17 protein-coding genes are annotated in these 17,043 nt (G+C 66.6%); 5 read left to right on the top strand and 12 right to left on the bottom strand.

The genetic code is table 11. The features are described from left to right. Positions 1 to 62: 62 nt before the first annotated feature. Positions 63 to 1,094 (bottom strand): AraC family transcriptional regulator, encoded by a 1,032-nt coding sequence (locus AC1DB0_RS12540; protein ID WP_476756974.1) that lies wholly within the window; start codon positions 1,092 to 1,094, stop codon positions 63 to 65. Positions 1,095 to 1,288: 194 nt separating this feature from the next. Next, positions 1,289 to 2,152, bottom strand: coding sequence for a pirin family protein (locus tag AC1DB0_RS12535; protein WP_054426301.1), 864 nt, complete (start codon positions 2,150 to 2,152; stop codon positions 1,289 to 1,291). 289 nt (positions 2,153 to 2,441) lie between these two features. Here AC1DB0_RS12535 and AC1DB0_RS12530 point away from each other — a divergent pair, with 289 nt between their 5' ends. From AC1DB0_RS12530 to AC1DB0_RS12510, 5 genes are all read left to right on the top strand, one after another. Beyond that, on the top strand, positions 2,442 to 2,564 hold the full coding sequence (locus AC1DB0_RS12530; protein WP_276325561.1) for a hypothetical protein: 123 nt from the start codon (positions 2,442 to 2,444) through the stop codon (positions 2,562 to 2,564). Between the two features lie 75 nt (positions 2,565 to 2,639). Next, positions 2,640 to 3,173 carry a DNA-deoxyinosine glycosylase gene (locus tag AC1DB0_RS12525; RefSeq protein WP_346553111.1) on the top strand — a complete coding sequence of 178 codons (534 nt, stop codon included), beginning with the start codon at positions 2,640 to 2,642 and terminating at the stop codon, positions 3,171 to 3,173. A gap of 718 nt (positions 3,174 to 3,891) precedes the next feature. After that, positions 3,892 to 4,653, top strand: coding sequence for a sulfate reduction electron transfer complex DsrMKJOP subunit DsrO (gene dsrO, locus AC1DB0_RS12520; RefSeq protein ID WP_054426297.1), 762 nt, complete (start codon positions 3,892 to 3,894; stop codon positions 4,651 to 4,653). 19 nt (positions 4,654 to 4,672) lie between these two features. After that, positions 4,673 to 5,707 (top strand): NrfD/PsrC family molybdoenzyme membrane anchor subunit, encoded by a 1,035-nt coding sequence (nrfD, locus tag AC1DB0_RS12515; RefSeq protein WP_476758676.1) that lies wholly within the window; start codon positions 4,673 to 4,675, stop codon positions 5,705 to 5,707. A gap of 172 nt (positions 5,708 to 5,879) precedes the next feature. Next, entirely contained in the window at positions 5,880 to 9,077 is a 3,198-nt protein-coding gene (locus AC1DB0_RS12510; RefSeq protein WP_476757091.1) for a molybdopterin dinucleotide binding domain-containing protein, read from the top strand. A 66-nt stretch (positions 9,078 to 9,143) separates the two neighbouring features. Here the strand turns inward: AC1DB0_RS12510 and ccmI are convergent, their stop codons facing one another. From ccmI to AC1DB0_RS12460, 10 genes are all read right to left on the bottom strand, one after another. Further along, complete coding sequence (gene ccmI, locus AC1DB0_RS12505) at positions 9,144 to 10,478, bottom strand: c-type cytochrome biogenesis protein CcmI (protein WP_476756972.1); 1,335 nt, start codon at positions 10,476 to 10,478, stop codon at positions 9,144 to 9,146. Continuing rightward, positions 10,475 to 10,954, bottom strand: coding sequence for a cytochrome c-type biogenesis protein (locus AC1DB0_RS12500; protein ID WP_175170022.1), 480 nt, complete (start codon positions 10,952 to 10,954; stop codon positions 10,475 to 10,477). The genes ccmI and AC1DB0_RS12500 overlap by 4 nt, the downstream gene beginning before the upstream one ends. 62 nt (positions 10,955 to 11,016) lie before the next feature. Next, on the bottom strand, positions 11,017 to 11,538 hold the full coding sequence (locus tag AC1DB0_RS12495; protein WP_054426293.1) for a DsbE family thiol:disulfide interchange protein: 522 nt from the start codon (positions 11,536 to 11,538) through the stop codon (positions 11,017 to 11,019). After that, positions 11,538 to 13,565 (bottom strand): heme lyase CcmF/NrfE family subunit, encoded by a 2,028-nt coding sequence (locus AC1DB0_RS12490; protein WP_342067334.1) that lies wholly within the window; start codon positions 13,563 to 13,565, stop codon positions 11,538 to 11,540. The genes AC1DB0_RS12495 and AC1DB0_RS12490 overlap by 1 nt, the downstream gene beginning before the upstream one ends. Next, entirely contained in the window at positions 13,562 to 14,044 is a 483-nt protein-coding gene (ccmE, locus tag AC1DB0_RS12485) for a cytochrome c maturation protein CcmE (RefSeq protein WP_427947396.1), read from the bottom strand. The genes AC1DB0_RS12490 and ccmE overlap by 4 nt, the downstream gene beginning before the upstream one ends. Further along, the gene (gene ccmD / locus AC1DB0_RS12480; RefSeq protein WP_427947398.1) at positions 14,041 to 14,211 is read right to left on the bottom strand and encodes a heme exporter protein CcmD; all 171 of its coding nucleotides are present in this window, start codon (positions 14,209 to 14,211) and stop codon (positions 14,041 to 14,043) included. The genes ccmE and ccmD overlap by 4 nt, the downstream gene beginning before the upstream one ends. After that, positions 14,208 to 14,981, bottom strand: coding sequence for a heme ABC transporter permease CcmC (gene ccmC, locus AC1DB0_RS12475; protein WP_054426390.1), 774 nt, complete (start codon positions 14,979 to 14,981; stop codon positions 14,208 to 14,210). Before ccmC ends, ccmD begins: the two co-directional genes overlap by 4 nt. Before the next feature lie 56 nt (positions 14,982 to 15,037). Beyond that, positions 15,038 to 15,703: a heme exporter protein CcmB gene (ccmB, locus tag AC1DB0_RS12470; RefSeq protein WP_476758675.1), complete on the bottom strand. Its 666-nt coding sequence runs from the start codon at positions 15,701 to 15,703 to the stop codon at positions 15,038 to 15,040. Beyond that, entirely contained in the window at positions 15,669 to 16,421 is a 753-nt protein-coding gene (gene ccmA / locus AC1DB0_RS12465; protein ID WP_175169925.1) for a heme ABC exporter ATP-binding protein CcmA, read from the bottom strand. Before ccmA ends, ccmB begins: the two co-directional genes overlap by 35 nt. Then, entirely contained in the window at positions 16,408 to 17,043 is a 636-nt protein-coding gene (locus tag AC1DB0_RS12460) for a cytochrome c3 family protein (protein WP_054426283.1), read from the bottom strand. The genes ccmA and AC1DB0_RS12460 overlap by 14 nt, the downstream gene beginning before the upstream one ends.

The raw sequence follows: 17,043 nt of genomic DNA, 5'->3' as shown, positions 1-17,043 counted from the left end.
GTTCCGATAGGGCGGTGCTCCATCGCGCTGCGTTCCGATAGGGCGGAGTGAGCAGGGCGGTCTTATTCGCCCAGCCGCCGCAAGCTCTCGCTTGGGCTTTCGCCATAGCGTGCCTTGTAGCCGGCGCTGAACCGCCCCATGTGCGCAAACCCCCAGCGCAGCGCCACGCTGGCGATGTTCTGGCTTTCGCCAGACAGCAGCTCGGCGCGCGCGCGTTCCATGCGCAGGTCACGCAGATAATGCATGGGGCTCACGTCCAGGAATTCCTTGAACCCCGCATACAGGCTGCGCACGCTGACGCCCGCGATGCGCGCAAGATGCTCGGCGCTGACTGGCTCATGCGCGTGCGCTTGCAGGTAGTCTTGCACGCTGCGCACATGGCGCGGCAGCACCGCGCCGCGACGGCCAGGCGGCACGCCCGTGTAATTGTGGGGATGGGCCGACAGCAGGGTGGCGGCCACCAGTTGCTCCATCTGATGCACGATCAGCTTGTGCGTGGCCAGGTCCGCGTGCTGCGAAGAACAGTCCAGCAAATACGTCATCAGGCATCGCCATGCCGGACAATCGCGCCAGCGGAACCCCAGCTGAAAACGCAGCGGCCGATCCAGCGTACCGCCCAGCTGGCCCACCAGTGTGCGCTCCAGCAACGAACGCCCCACGCGCAGCATGAACTGATCGTTGTCGCCGCTCCAGCACATGGCCAGATCGTCGTCAGGGCTGACCACGGAAGCCAGCTCCGATGTGGAATCCACTTGTTGCGGGCCGCTGCGGATACAGGCGGAACCCGTCAACGGCATCTGCACCAGAAAGAAATCTTCCAACGGCCCGGGCCGAATCTCAACCTGCGCCCCGTAGCGCAGGCGGTTCAGCGAGACCTCGCCCAGCGGCAGATGATGCATGCGCGCGTCCAGCCGCTGCGCCGCGCCCACCACCCCCAAATGATGCGGCCGCATCACGCGGCCAACCATGGAACGCGCTTCGTCCAGATCGCCCGACGCAAACAACTGCTGCGCCGGCAAGCCCAGCACCGACTCGATCCGGGGGCCGGCGGGCGGCCAGGTCGTGCTGGAGGCGGACGATGTCGGGTTGAGCATGGCGGGGGCGTCCTTGCGGGGTCTCACGGGCCTTGAAGGCTCTGATAGTAAAGCGGTGCCGGTCCCGGGTGACTGGTGGAAAACCCGTCCCGCAGCCCGGGAGCCTGTCCGCTTTTTGCGTACGCTGTCCGCAAAATGCAGAAAACCGCGGAGGGCATCTGCGGTTTTCTGACGATGGCAACAATGCCGGCAGGTCAGTGCATCTGGCCGTAGCGTCCGGCGTTGAAGTCCTGGATGGCTTCAACGATTTCCGCCTGCGTGTTCATCACAAACGGGCCGTACCCCACCACAGGCTCATCAATTGGCTCGCCGCTCAAGATGAGGAACACGGCGTCGTTGTTCGCTTCGACCGTGATGCTTTCCCCATCTTGCGAGAACAGCGCCAGCTGCGCATCACGCGCCACCGTTTCCCCATTGACCAACACCGTGCCGCGCAGCATCACCAGCATGCTGTTGCGGCCCGCGGGAATGGGAAACGCCGCCGACTTGCCCGCATTCAAGCGCACGTCCCACACGTCAATCGGCGTGAACGTATGCGCCGGCCCGGCATGACCCGCGAAACTACCCGCAATCACCCGCACGCTGCCCGCGCCATCCGGCAATTCCGCCACCGGAATATCCGCATTGAGGATGCTCTGGTAACCCGCCGCCGCCGACTTGTCCTTGGCCGGCAGGTTCACCCACAACTGCACCATCTCAAGCTCACCACCCGTGCGCGTGAAAGCGTGCGAATGGAACTCCTCGTGCAGAATGCCCGACGCTGCCGTCATCCATTGCACATCGCCCGGACCAATCACGCCGCCGTTGCCGGTGGAATCGCGGTGTTCCACTTCGCCGCTGTAGACAATCGTCACGGTCTCAAAGCCGCGATGCGGATGCTGACCGACGCCGCGCGGATGGTCGGCCGGCTCGAACTTTGCGGGGCCGGCGTAATCCAACAGCAGAAACGGGCTCACGTTCTTGCCCTTGTCGTTGTAAGAGAACATCGAGCGCACGGGAAAGCCGTCGCCCACCCAATGGGGGCGAGGGGCTGCATGCAGGCCGAGGATCTTCTTCATGTTTCAACTCCTATTGCGCGGCCCCATCGGAGCCGTTCGACATAGCAATAAAGATAAGGGCGGAACGCTCGTTTCGGTAGACCCGGAAAGTGATAAGGACTGTTCCATGAATCGGACGATGACTATCAGTTCACATCTACAACTTTATGGCATCGGCCAGATGGATGACAGCCTGTTTTTTAGGAAAAGTCCGATATTTCAATCGGTTGGGCAACCGTAGAGTTCACCCATGCCGCCGGCAGCGCCGGCATCCCACCTACCGCCCACGCTCCAATTGCCTTCCGATCCCATGACGTCTACCACTCCCTTTCGCTTCCGCTCCGTCGCCACTTTTCTGTCCCTGGCCGCCGTCGGCATCGCCTCCGGCCTGCTAGCCGGCAAGCTCTACCTGCTGTGGCAAACCCTGGCGTGATGCGGCAAATCCTGGTGTGACGCGGCAAACCCTGGTGTGATGCGGCAAATTTCCGCCTGACGTATCCTTCCCGGCATGAAACAACGCGTGGACCCCGCGCCCGCCGGGCGCATCGAACCTGTCACCGGCTTTGCCCCCGTCGCCACCCCCGACGCGCGAGTGCTTGTCCTGGGCTCCATGCCCGGCGTGGCGTCACTGAAGCAAGCCCGCTACTACGCCCACCCCCGCAACGCGTTCTGGCCCATCGCCGCCCAGGTCCTGGGCTTTGACGCCACCGCAGACTACCCCCAGCGCCTGCAAGCCCTGCAAGCCGCCGGCGTCGCCCTATGGGACGTCCTGCAAACCTGCGAGCGCCCCGGCAGTCTGGATGCAGACATCCGCCACGACACCCTGATCCCCAACGACTTCGCCGCCTTCCTGCAAGCGCACCCGGCCATCACCCGCATCTGCTTCAACGGCGCCAAAGCCGCAACACTCTTCCGCCGCCACGTGATGCCCACCCTGACGGCCACCCTGGACTACCAAGACCTGCCGTCCACCAGCCCCGCCCACGCCGCCGCCTCATTCGATAAGAAACTGGCAGCCTGGAGCAGAGCGCTGAAAATCTAGGCAAGCACCCCGGCACCAGCACCAGCACCAGCACCAGCACCGGCACCGGCATCGGCACCGGCATCGGCACCGGCATCGGCACCGGCATCGGCATCCCGCAGCCCGCTCCCCAAAGCCCATCCGTCCAGCAAGGCCCCCCAAAAAAGCCCATCCGTTCAGCAGGCACCCCCCCAAGCCAAAAAAGGCCGCGCAGGGCGGCCGTCTTTGGCGACCCTGCACGATCTTCCCGCAGCCTCCGCCCCTGGCCAAAACGCCAAGCACCCCGCTCGCCCCAGCGGCGGTGGCTCAGCACTGACGCAGCCGGGTGTCCCGTGGGCGGGGCGGGCGCGGCCGTTCGGTGACGCCCGACGGAATCCGAAGGAAGCCGAAGGCGACGAGGATGAGGACGGGGCAGTCCGGCCCCGGCGGGCCGGACCGTCATCGTTGGCCGCGCCCGCCCCGCCCACGGGACTCCCGGCGGCCCAAGAACACCAGCCCCGGCAGGCAAGCAGCGCTGGCAAGCAAGCATCCCGGCCAGCAATTAGCCCGGCAGACACCCCCCCCATCAAGCAGTAACCGCGTCAAGCCACCAGCCAGCCCCCCGCTAGCAATCCCCAGCCCCCAAAAACAACACCCCCAATATCTCCGTCCCCAATTGACCCATATCAACTCCCTATATAACCAGGAGTGATAAGTTCATAACAACTAATAGCTACCCGTCACGAACACCTCAAACCCCATGCCTCCCGCACCCGACCACCCCCCCTCCAGCAAACGCGGCTTCCTTAAAGGCCTTCTGGGCTTAAGCGCCGCCGCCACCATCATCCCCATCCACGCCGAAGCCACCGGCCTGAACGGCCAACCCCCACGCCGCCCCGGCATCCCCGGCAAGCGCTACGGCATGGTCGTCGACATGCGCAAATGCATCGGCTGCCAGTCATGCACCGTCAGCTGTTCGCTAGAAAACCTGCCCCCCATCGGCCAATTCCGCACCACCGTTCTGCAATACGAAGTCACCCCCGACGACGGCGGCCCCTGTGCCATGGTCATGTTGCCGCGCCTTTGCAACCACTGCGACAACCCCCCGTGCGTTCCCGTCTGCCCCGTACAAGCCACCTTCCAGCGCGAAGACGGCATCGTGCTCGTCGACAACGAACGCTGCGTCGGCTGCGCCTACTGCGTCCAAGCCTGTCCCTACGACGCCCGCTTCATCAACCACGACACCCAGACCGCCGACAAATGCACCTTCTGTGAACATCGCCTGGAAGCCGGTCTGCTGCCCGCTTGCGTCGAAAGCTGCGTCGGCGGCGCGCGCGTCATCGGCGACATGAACGACCCCGACAGCGCCATCTCCAAACTGCTCGTCGAACACAAGGCCGACATCAAAGTCCTCAAGCCCGAAATGAAAACCGACCCCCACGTCTATTACATCGGCCTGCCCGATGCATTCGTGCACCAGGTCGACGGCCAAGCCGGCGTGCGCCTGGCTGGCGGACATTGAGCCACTGAAGGGGACATTCATGCAGATCTCGGAATTGCTCACGCCGGTCTATGACGCCGCCTGGCTGCCTTGGGCCGTGCAGTATTTCTTTCTTATCGGCATCGCCGCCACCACCGCACTGACCGCCGCCTTCGCCGCATTCGGCCACGCCGGCTCGCCCGCGCGCCAACTGCTGCCCGCCGCCGCGGCCGTACTGCTCGTCACCGCCATCGCAGCGCCTGTATCGCTACTTGCCGACTTACATCAACCCGGAAGATTCTGGCACTTCTACGCGCACCTCACGCCCTGGTCATGGATGTGGCTTGGCGCCTTGCTGTTGCCCGCCTTCGTCGGCCTGTCCGTGCTGTTCTGCGCCGCCTGGTGGTGGGGCCGAATCGCGTGGGCTCGCCTGCTGGCCGTTGCCCTGGCCCTGTCCGCCTTGTCCATCCTGGTCTACACCGGCGCCGAAGTCATGGTGCTGCGTTCACGGCCCTTGTGGCACACCGTGTTCCTGCCCATCAACTTCGCGCTGACCGCCTGGCTCGGCGCATTGGGCGCCATGTTCCTGGTGGGCCGCTGGCTGCCGGGCGGCCTGAAGGCGGTGCCGGTGGGCCTGCTGCGCCGCCTGAGCCTGACTGCGGTTGTGATGATGACGCTGGGCGCAGGCGCCTGGAGCCTGCTCGGCATGCTGGGCCTGGACCCGTCGTTTGACGCCGCGCTGCGCCTGTTCGCCGAATTCCCCATCTGGCGCATCAGCCTGGCCGGCGCCGTCATCACCGCCTTCTGCATGATCGCCTTGCTGCAACGGCCCGCATCGTCGCTGACTGCGCCGCTGCCGTCCGCCACGCTTGCGCTCACGATGCTGGCCGCCGCATGGATCTTCCGCTGGGTGGTCTTCATGAGCGTCCAAGGCGTACCCAAGTACGGCGCCGGACTCTATTTGTACGAGATGCMATGGGGCAGCGACGGCCTGCTGGGCATGGTCGGTGTGCTGGGCCTGTGCGTGGCGCTGGTCACCATGGTGACCTGGGCCTTGGAGCGGTTCCCCGCTCGCGCACGTGGCATGGCGGCCTGACGCGGCCGCCACATCAGGCCGCTAAATGATGCCGCTAAATCAGGCCCGCTAAATCAGGCCCGCCAAATCAGGCCCGCCAAATCAGGCTCGCCACATCAGGCCAGCCAAATGAGGCCAGCCGAATAAGGCCAGCCAGATGAGCCCGCCCGAACAAGACATGGAAGACAACACAATGAACAAGCACCCCGAACACGACAAGCCGGACCCTACGGCTGACGACCCCCACGAAAACTCCCCGCAAGACGCCGCCCGTCGCAAGCTGATGGTGCGCGGCGGCCTCGTCGCCGGCGGCATGGCCGCCTTTGCGGCCGGCTACGGTGAAACGGTCACACGCGCCGTCAAAGGCCTGGCCCACGGCACCGCCGGCGTCCCCACCGCCCACGCCGTGCGCGGCAACTCGCTGACGCCGGAATTCCGCATCGACCCGCTGACCGGCCTGCTCAACGCCCAACCCGGCCAGACCGTCAGCCCCTCCAGCTGTCTGGGCTGCTGGACGCAATGCGGCGTGCGCCTGCGCATCGACACCAAAGAAAACCGCATCCTGCGCGTGGCGGGCAACCCGTATCACCCGCTGGCCACGACGCGGCCCGCCGCCATGGAAGCGCCCGTGCGCGACGTCTACGCGCAACTGGGCGGCGACAACGGCCTGGAAGGGCGAGCCACGTCCTGCGCACGCGGCTCCGCCATGCTGGAACAAATGAACAGCCCGTTCCGCGTGCTGCAACCGATGAAGCGCGTCGGCGCCCGCGGCGAAGGCAAGTGGCAAACCATCTCGTTCGAACAGCTGGTGCAGGAAGTCTGCGAAGGCGGCGATCTCTTTGGCGAAGGGCATGTGGACGGCCTGCGCGCCATCTACGACCGCGACACCCCGCTGGACCCCGACAACCCCGAGTACGGCGCACGCGTCAATCAGTTCCTCTTTACCGATGCCTCCAACGAAGGCCGCACGCCGCTGATCCAGCGCTTTGCCGCGCAGTCGTTTGGCACGGTCAACTTCAGCAACCACGGCTCGTATTGCGGACAAAGTTTTCGCGTCGGCGCGGGCGCGGCGTTGGGCGACTTGAAAGGCATGCCGCACGGCAAACCCGATTGGGACAACGCACGCTTTGGCCTGTTCATTGGCGCGGCCCCGGCGCAGGCCGGCAACCCGTTCCAGCGGCAAGCCCGCCAACTGGCGGAAGCCCGCGTGCGCCCGGAAGAAGACAGCTTCACCTACGTCGTCGTGTCGCCCATGCTGCCCGCGTCGTCCAGCTTGTCGGCAGGGTCGGGCAACGAGTGGCTGCCCGTGAACCCCGCCGGTGACCTGGCCCTGGCCATGGGGCTGATCCGCTGGATTCTGGATCACGAACGCTTCGACGCCCGCGCGTTGGCGCAGCCCGGCCCCAACGCCATGAAGGCGGCGGGCGAAGCCACCTGGACCAACGCCACGCATCTGGTCGTGGCCGAACGCGGCCATCCGCGCCTGGGCAGTTTCGTGCGCGGCGCAGACATGGGCTGGCCGCGCCCGGCCGACGCCGATGACAAGTGGGAAGACGTCTACGTTGTGCGCCTGGAAGACGGCACGCTGGCGCCGCACACGACGGCGTCGCCCGCCACCCTGTTCGTGGACGACGCCATTGCCGTACCCGGGCTGTCGGCGGACCCGCTGCGCGTCTGCTCGTCGCTGGCCCTGCTGCGCGAAGAATCGCACCGCAAGTCGCTGGACGAATACGCCACCTTAAGCGGCGTGCCGGCCGACAAGATGGCATCGCTGGCGGAACGCTTCACCAGCTACGGCAAACGCGCCGTGGCCGATGCGCATGGAGGCACCATGAGCGGCGCGGGCTTCTACACGGCCTACGCCATCGCCATGCTCAACACGCTGGTCGGCAACTTGAACGTGGACGGCGGGCTGGTGCTGGACGCCGGCCCGTTTCCGCCTTACGGCCCCGGCCCGCGCTACAACATCGCCGGCTTCGCCAACCGCGCCACGCCCAAAGGCGTGGCCCTGTCGCGCAACCGTTTCCCCTACGAGAAATCCAGCGAATTCAAGCGCAAGAAGGCAGCCGGCCAGCCGGTGTACCCAGCGTCGGCGCCCTGGTATCCGGCAACCGGCGGCTTGAGTTCAGAGATGCTGGCATCCGCCTTGGCCGGGTATCCCTACCGCGCCAAAGTCTGGTTCAACCACATGAGCAACCCGGTCTACGGCATTGCCGGCTTCAAGACCGTGCTGGCCGACAAGATGAAAGACCCGCGCATCTTGCCGCTGTCGGTGTCGATCAACCCCTTCATCAACGAGACCAACGCGCTGGCCGACTACATCGTGCCCGACACCGTCACCTATGAAAGCTGGGGCGTGTCGGCGCCGTGGGCGGACGTGGTCGCCAAAGCGTCCACCGTGCGCTGGCCCGCCGTGCAACCCCGCGTGGCGCGCACCGCCACCAACGAACCCGTGTGTCTGGAAACATTCCTGATCGCCTGCGCCAAGCGCCTGGGCATGCCGGGCTTTGGCGCCAACGCCATCTCGGATAAAGACGGCGGCAAGCACGCGCTGGACACGCCGGAAGACTTCTTCCTGCGCGGCATGGCCAACATCGCATTTTCGGCGGGCCGCCCCGTGCCGGAAGCCAGCGACGACGACATGGCGTTGACTGGTGTGGACCGCTATCGCGGCCTGCTGGAGCAAAAGCTCAAGCCCGGCGAATGGCGGCAGGTGGCAATGCTGATGAGCCGGGGCGGGCGCTTCGACAAGATGGAAGACGCCTGGGTGCAAAACGGAGAATCGCGGCAGACGCGTCTGGCCTACGCCAAGCCTCTGCAAATCTGGAGCGAAGAACTGGCCGGTTTCCGGCACGCGATGACGGGCGAACGCTATAGCGGCTGCCCCACGTGGTATCCCGCAAGGCTGGCCGATGGCCGCGACGTGCGCGCCGAGTATCCCGCGCAGCAGTGGCCGTTCCTGCTTAGCTCGTTCAAGTCGAACCTGATGAGCTCGATGTCCATCGGCGTGAACCGCTTGCGCCAGGTGCATCCGCATAACCCGGTGTCGATCAACCGGCAGGATGGTGAACGCCTGGGCATCCGCAACGGCGACGCCGTGCGCATCGTGACGCCGGGCGGCGCGGTGACGGGGTTGGCGCTGCTGCGCGACGGCATCCAGCCGGGCGCGGTCGGCATCGAGCACGGCTATGGCCATACCGAACTGGGCGCGCGCGTGCACGTGGTGGACGGCAAGCCCATGCCGCATGACGCGTCGCTGTCGGCGGGCGTCAACCTGAACGACTTGGGCTTTGGCGACACGACTCGGGGCGAGCACGCCAACGTGTGGATCGATTGGGTGTCGGGGGCGGCGGTGCGCCAAGGCTTGCCGGCGCGCATCGAGCGGGTGTAGGGAAGGGGGGCCGATGCCCCAGCCTGACGCGGAAAGCCTCGCGTCAGTGCCTGAGGCTGGACGTCATCACGGCGTGACCGTGTCGGCCACCAGTTCCAGCCCGTCGGCAGGCACTGCCACGTCAGGCAGCATGCCGCTCAAGTCGCCAGGCTGAGCGGCGGCCGTGCCAGACCGGCTGATCCGGATTTCCACCCGGACCTTGCTGGCGCGGGACAGCGTGGCGTCGGGCGACATCGCGTTGCTGTCATCCAGTACGAAGGCGCGCGGCAAGTCCGACACGCGCATGCGCAGAATAGCCAGAGGCATGCGCGAGCCTTCAACGGGCCGCGCCAGAATGAACACGGTATCGCCGGGCTGCACGTTGCTGCGCAGCGATTCGGCGATGCGTGCGTGGCCGCTCAGGCGGGGCGTGGTGGCGGCGGTGCTGGCCTGCGGCGCCGGTGTTGCGGGTGCGCCGGCAGCCGGGCTGCCCGCAGCCGGTATGCCCGCAGCCGGTATGCCCGAAGCCGGTACGCCCGCAGCCGGTATGCCCGCAGCCGGTACTCCCGTCGCCGCCATCCCCCGAGCTTGCGCGATGTTCGATTGAATCTGACGTGCGGCTTCCGAATCCGGGGGCAGCAGCGTTTGCAAGCGTTCCCAATGCGCCAGCGCTTCGGCCGCGTCGCCCCGGCGCAGCGCCATCATGCCCGCCAGCGCCAAGGCTTTGGGCTGGTCGGGTTGTGCCGCCAACGCTTGCGCCACGGCCGCGATGGCGTTCGCGTCTGGCACGCCCTGATTGGCTGAAAGCAGTGCGTCGGCCAGATCGGCCAGCACGGCGGGTTGCCCCGGCACCAGACGCAGCACCTGCTGATACGCCGCCACCGCATCCGTGTAGCGGCCCAGCGTTTCGTAAGAGCGCGCCAGCGTGTACCAGCCGTCGGCGTCATCCGGCGTGGCGCGCAGGCGCTGCGCCAACGCGTTGATGGCTAGCGCCATGTCGTCGCCCGAGTCCTCGGCATGCGGTTCGGCCGCACGCGTCATGGTCACATCCGCCGCCGCCCGCGGGTTGCCCAGCTTGCCGTACAGCAGCACGGCGGCCACGGGAATCAGAACGCTTAACAGGCAGGCGGCGGCGATGCCGGCGCGCTGCCCACCGGCCGGCGCCGCTTGCGATTGGCGCAGCGCCAGGTCTTGCAACAGGTCACGCTGCAACTCCTCTTCCGCCCGCACACGTGCGGCCGGACTGAGACTGCCGTTGTTCAGGTCGCGCTGCAATTGTTCGCGCTGAGCCAGATAGAAGGCGCGCACATTGGCGTCTGCCGTGGCGGACGGCCGCGTCGGCGGACGGCGCACCAGCGGCGGGATCAGACACAGCAGCGTGGCCAGCAACAGCAACAGCACAACGAGCCATAGCGTGGTCATGAGCCAGTGTCCAGAAAGCGGGCGGCGCGGGCGCGTTCGTCGGCGGTCAGCGGCGCGCGGGCGCCGGCGCGCCGTTTGAGCGTACGCAGCAACACCCAGAAGCCCAGCGCCAGCAGGGCAAAGGGGCCTAGCCACAGCAACCAGGTGATGGGTTTGAAAGGCGGGTCGTAGCGCACGAAGTCGCCGTAGCGGTCTTCGAAGAAACGCATGATCTGGGCGTCGCTACGGCCTTCGGCCAACTGCGCATGGATCAGGTTGCGCATGTCATGCGCCAGCGGCGCGTTGGAGTCGGCCAGCGTCTGGTTCTGGCAGACCAGGCAGCGCAAGCCGTGCGCGAGTTTGTCGGCGCGCTGCTGATCGGCGGGCGATAAGGCGGGCAGGGCGGCAGCCGGAGGCGTGGCGGCAAAGGCGGCGGGCAGCGCATTCAACGCCGTCGCCAGGGTCAAGGCCAGCGTCAACGCCAACGCCAGCCTCATGCCCACCCGCAACGCCAACCTCTCCCTCAGCGTCAGCGCAGTCATCCCTTGCCGGCGCGCCGTCATTTCAGCTCCTTGATCAGCGGCTGAATCCGCGTGCGCCAGATCTCCGGGGTGATCAGCCCCAGCTGCTTGTAGCGAATACGCCCTGCGCCATCGATCACAAACGTTTCCGGCACGCCGTAGACGCCGTATTCGATCCCGACGCGGCCATCGGTGTCGGACGCCGACGCGATGTACGGGTTGCCATTGCGCGCCAGCCAGGCCAGCGCGTCGTCCGGTTTGTCTTTGTAGTTCAACCCATACAACGGCACGCCGTGGCGCTGGGCGGCTTCGCGCAGCACGGGCAATTCTTCGCGGCAGGGCGCGCACCACGACGCCCACACGTTCAGCAGCCACACCTGCCCGCGCAGCGATTGCACATCCAATTGTTGGCCCGGCGCTTGCAGCAGCGGCAGGCTGATTGCGGGGGCGGGCTTGTCGATCATGGCGGACGGCACGGCGCGTGGGTCACGCGACAGGCCCATCGCCAGGAAAATGGCCATCGCCATGAACACGCCCAGCGGCAGCAGGTAGCGCAGCATCAGACGCCCTCCCGCGATGCGTGGTGAACCGGGCGGCTATCGGGGGGCAAGGTTTTCGGATCGCGCACCCCCGCTTCTTGCGTGCGGCGATAGCGCTTGTCGCCCGCCGCCAGCAATCCGCCCAGCGCCATCAGCAGGCAGCCCGTCCAGATCCATGTCATGAAGGGTTTGACCTGAATACGCACCGTCCACGCCGTGTCGCCCACGGGTTCGCCCAGCGCCACGAACAGGTCGCGCGTGAAGCCGCTGTCAATATCCGCCTGGCTCAGCGCCATGTCCTGCACCGTGTACAAGCGCTTTTCCGGGTACAGCGTCACCACCGGCTTGCCGTTGCGCGTGACGGGAAACACCGCGCGCTGCGCACTGTAGTTCGGCCCGGTTGCTGGCGCGAGGCTGGCGAATGTGAATTGGTAGCCGCCCGCTTCCTGCGTGGCGCCCAGCTCCAGGCGTAGCTCGTGCTTGACCTCATAGCCGTTGGCCAGCGTGACGCCGGCAATGAAGATGCCCACGCCCGCATGCGCCAGCAGCATGCCGTACCAGCTGCGCGGCTGCCTGCCCAGGCGGCGCAGCCATTGTCCGCGCCCGTCGGTCTTGTCGTTCAGACGTTGCCAGGCGTGGACGGCGGCGCTGGCGACTGCCCACGCCGCCAGCCACAGGCCCAGCATGATCATCGGCGAACCCAGCCGCAGCGGGCCGGGCATGGCCAGCGGCAACAGCACGGCGGTGGCTACGCTGACGGCGAAGGCGGCGCGCAAGCGGCGGGCCAGTTCTGGCACCTCGGCCTGCTTCCAGCGCGCCACAGGTCCGACCCCCATCAGAAAAATGGCGGGCGTCATCAACGGCACGAACACGGCTTCGAAGTAGGGTGGCCCGATCGAGATCTTGCCCCAGTCCAATACGTCCAGCACCACGGGATACAGCGTGCCCAGCAGCACGGAGCCGGCCGCTACCGTCAACACCACGTTGTTCGACAGCAACAGCGATTCACGCGACAGCAACGCAAAGCCGCCGCCCAGTCCGACCGTGGGCGCGCGCCAGGCATACAGCATCAACGACCCGCCGACGATCACCGTCATGAAGGCCAGGATGTACAGGCCGCGCCCCGGGTCTACGGCGAACGCGTGGACAGACGTCAGCACGCCCGAGCGCACCAGGAACGTGCCCAGGATGCTGAGCGAAAACGTGCAGATCGCCAGCAACACCGTCCAACTGCGAAACGCGCCGCGCCGCTCGGTGACGATCAGCGAATGAATCAGCGCGGTGCCTGCCAGCCAGGGCATGAACGACGCGTTCTCCACCGGGTCCCAGAACCACCAGCCGCCCCAGCCCAGCACGTAGTACGCCCACGCGCTGCCCAGCAAAATGCCGACGGTCAGAAATGTCCACGCCGCCAGCGTCCAGGGCCGCACCCAGCGTGCCCACAGTGCGTCCAGCTCGCCCGACAGCAGCGCGGCGATGGCGAAGGCGAAGGCCACCGAAAATCCCACATACCCCATGTACAGCATGGGCGGATGCACGATCATGCCGGGGTCTTGCAGCAACGGGTTCAGGTCGCGGCCGGCCATGGCGGGGGGCATCAGCCGTTCAAACGGGTTGGACAGAAACAGCAGAAACAGCAGAAAGCCCACGCTGATCCCGCCCATCACCGCCAGCACGCGGGCGGCAAAGGGCAGCGGCAGGCGGCGGCTGAAGACGGCCACGGCCAAGGTCCAGGCGGTAAGCAAGTACAGCCATAGCAGCAGCGAGCCCTCATGCCCGCCCCACACAGCGGCGAAACGGTAGGCGGCGGGCAGGTCGGCATGCGAATTGCCCGCCACGTACAGCACCGAAAAATCGTTATGCACGAACGACCAGGCCAGGCAGCCAAAGGCCAGCGTCGTCAGCGCGAATTGGCCGACAGCGGCGGGCCGGGCCACGCGCAGCCCCGCTTGCCAGCCAGTGGCCGCGCCAATCAGCGGCAGCGTCGTTTGCGCCAGCGCCACCAGCAGCGCCAGGATCAGGCTGAAAAGGCCGATCTCGGGAATCATCGCGCCTCCGCCCGCATGGCGCTGTTGGCCGTGGCCGTGGCGTTGGCGGGACCTTTGTTGCCCGCGCGCTTCAACGCGTCGGCGGCTTCGGGCGGCATGTAGTTTTCATCGTGCTTGGCCAACACCTCGGTGGCGCGGAATACGCCGTCGGCATCCAGCTTGCCGGCGGCGACGACGCCCTTGCCCTCGCGGAACAGGTCGGGCAACAAACCTTGGTAGGTGACGGGTACGGTGTGCGCGGTGTCCGTCACGATGAAGCGCAAGGTCAGGCCGTCGGCCTCGCGGCGGACCGAGCCTGGCTCCACCAGCCCGCCCACGCGGAAACTGCCGGTGCGCGGCGCTTTCTTGGCCGCCACTTGAGACGGGCTGAAGAAGAACACCAGATTGGATTGCAATGCGTTGAGCACCAGCGCGGTGGCCAGCGCCAGCAGGCCGAGCCCGCCCGCGATGGCCAAGGCGCGACGCTTGCGCGGGGTCATGGGCGGTCCTCATCGGGGCGATCCGCACCCGCGCGCCTATCGCGGCGAACGCGTGCGCGGCGCCACAGCAGCATGACTTCCACGCCCATCAGCACCGCCGTCACGCCATACGCGCCCAGAATGTACGGACCATGCCCCTGAAGGGTAAAGATCGCATCCCAAGTCATCGGGCCTCCTTGGCGTTGGCGTGCAGCACGCCCGGCTCACGCTCCGCGATGATGCCGCGCACGCGCGCCAGCGCCACGGCCGCGCTGTACAGCCAGAACGCCGCCACCATCAGCAGCATGGCGGTGACCATGATGCGCGCCATGCTGGGCGCGGCCGTCAGATTGATGGACGCGCCTTGATGCAGCGTGCTCCACCAGCGCACCGAGAAATAGATGATGGGCACATTCACCACGCCGGCCAGCAGCAGAATGGCGCCGCCGCGATCGGCGCGCCGGATGTCGTCGGTGGCGGCCTGCAAGGCCATGAAGCCCAGATATAAGAACAGCAGAATCAATTCCGACGTCAGGCGCGCATCCCACACCCACCACGCGCCCCACGTGGGCTTGCCCCACAACGCGCCCGTCCACAAGGTCAGGAAGGTGAACAGCGCACCCGTGGGCGCCAGCGCGCGCATCATCATGAACGACAGCCGCGTGTTGTAAATCAGGCCCAGCGCGGCATACCCGGCCATCACCAGATACAGAAACATCGACATCCACGCCGCCGCCACATGGATGAAAAGAATGCGGTAGACCTCGCCCTGCTGGCTGTCGGTAGGCGCAACCGCCAGCCCCACCACCAGGCCCGCGGCGGCGAATAACGCGGCGGCCAGCGCCAGCAGCGGAATCAGCCGCCCGGCCAGCGGGTAAAACACCGCCGGCGATGCGTAACGCATCCAGCCCGAGCCAGACGCGGCGGCGTGCGCTGAGCCCGGCAGCGACGGTGACATGGACCCCGGCGAGGGCTGAGGCGAATGGAAGGCGGGAAGCTTCTGCATGGGGCCTCTTAGTCCAGCGCCACGCGCAGCGCGGCGGACGCGCTCCAGGGGCACAACAGAATGGCCAGGCACAGGCAGGCGCMCAGCAGCGACAATTGCGGCCCGGCGCCCAAGCCCGCGTGCGTGGCCGACACCGCGCCCGCGCCAAAGATCAGCACGGGCACATACAGCGGCAGCACCAGCAAGGGCAAGAGCGCGCCGCCGCGCAAACCCAGCGTCAGCGCCGCGCCCAGCCCGCCCACCAGCGCCAGCGTGGGGGTACCCAGCAGCAGCGATAGCGCAAGCACGCCAATCGCCTCGGGCGGCAAGCCGAATTGCAAGGCCAGCACGGGGCTGGCGAGTATCAGCGGCAAGCACACGCTGAACCAGTGCGCGGCCAGCTTCACGCCCACCAGCAAGGGCAGCGGATGCGGTGACACCAGCAACTGTTCCAGCGCGCCGCTGTCATGGTCTTGGGAAAACGGACGATGCAGGCTCAGCAGGATGCCCAGCAGCGCGCAGACCCACAGCACGCCTGGCCCGATGGCCAGCAGCAACGCGGGGTCCGGGCCTATTGCCAGCGGGAACAACGAGCCCGCAACGATGAAGAACAGCGTGGCGCCCAACGTATCGGCGGGCCGGCGCCAGGCGAGCCGGATATCACGCAGCGCCAACTGAGACAGCGTAGCCAGCATCCGCGTAGTCATCCAGGTTGAGGGTTTGCGTGCGGGTTGCGGCCGCGGCCACCGCATTCGGCTTGCGATGCGACGCCACCACCGCTGCGCCGCCGGCGTCCAGGTGCGCATCCAGGGCCGTCCACAACTGATCCAGGCTGGCCGCGTCCAGCCCCGCATCGGGTTCGTCCAGCAGCCATAACGGCTTGCCGCCCAGCACCACGGCGGCCAGCGCCAGCCGGCGGCCCTGGCCTTGCGACAGGCGCGCGGCAGGGGTGTGCAGACAGGCATCCAGGCGCCAGGTGCGCAAGGCGCTTGCGATGGCGTTATCGTCTTGCGGCGTGCCTGCCACGTGCAGGCTATACCGCATGTTCTCCAATGCGCTCAACTCGCCGGTCAGCCCATTGGCGTGGCCCAGAAACGCCACGCGGGCGAAGTAGGCGGATGGGTCTTGCCGGAAGTTGCTGCCTTGTGCATACAAGTCGCCGGACAGCGGGCGCAGCAGCCCCGCCAGCATGCGCAGCAAGCTCGTCTTGCCGCTGCCGTTGGCGCCTTGCACATGCAGCAGCTGGCCGGCGTGCAGATCAAAGCTGACCGCGCGTAAGCCATCGGGTTCGCCATGGAGTGGGCCACTGCGTTCGCCATGGGGGCCGCCAACCTGTCCGCCGTTCAGTCCCCCGCGCGGGCTGCGTAGCGCGCAAGCCGCCAGCATCGGCGGCGGGGCGTCAGCGGGCCGCATTCGCAACCTCTTTGGGCGCGCCGGGCGGTGTTGCATCGGAAGTCTGGCCCGGTGGAATGTGCGGCAGCGTGTGGGCAATGCCCTTGTGGCAATCGATGCAGGTCTTGGACTTGTCCGCCAGATACGTGCTGTGCATGTTCTGCGCACGCACGCTCTGGCGCGTGAAGTCCATGTATTCGTAGTTATGGCAGTTGCGGCATTCCAGCGAATCGTTGGCCTTGAAGCGCGCCCATTCGTGCTGCGCCAGTTCCAGCCGCTTGTCCACAAACTTTTCCCGTGTGTCGATGGTGCCGAAGATCTTGCCCCACACTTCCTTGGACGCCTGCATCTTGCGCGCGATCTTGTCCGTCCAGTTGTGCGGCACGTGGCAGTCGGAACACAGCGCGCGCACGCCTGACCGGTTGGTGAAGTGGATGGTGCCCTTCAATTCGGCGTACACGTTGTCGCGCATTTCGTGGCAGCCGGTGCAGAATTTTTCGGTGTTGGTCAGTTCCATTGCGGTGTTGAAGGCGCCCCAGAACAGGATGCCGCCAATAAAGCCGCCGATCGTCAGAAAGCCCAGGCTGAAATGCACGCTGGGGCGGCGGATGATGTTCCAGTAGCGCTTCAGAAGCTTGAACAT

Source organism: Achromobacter sp. 10T422 (genome assembly GCF_056394065.1).
Note: the sequence above shows the minus strand (reverse complement) of the source record. Positions and strands in the feature narration are given on the sequence as shown.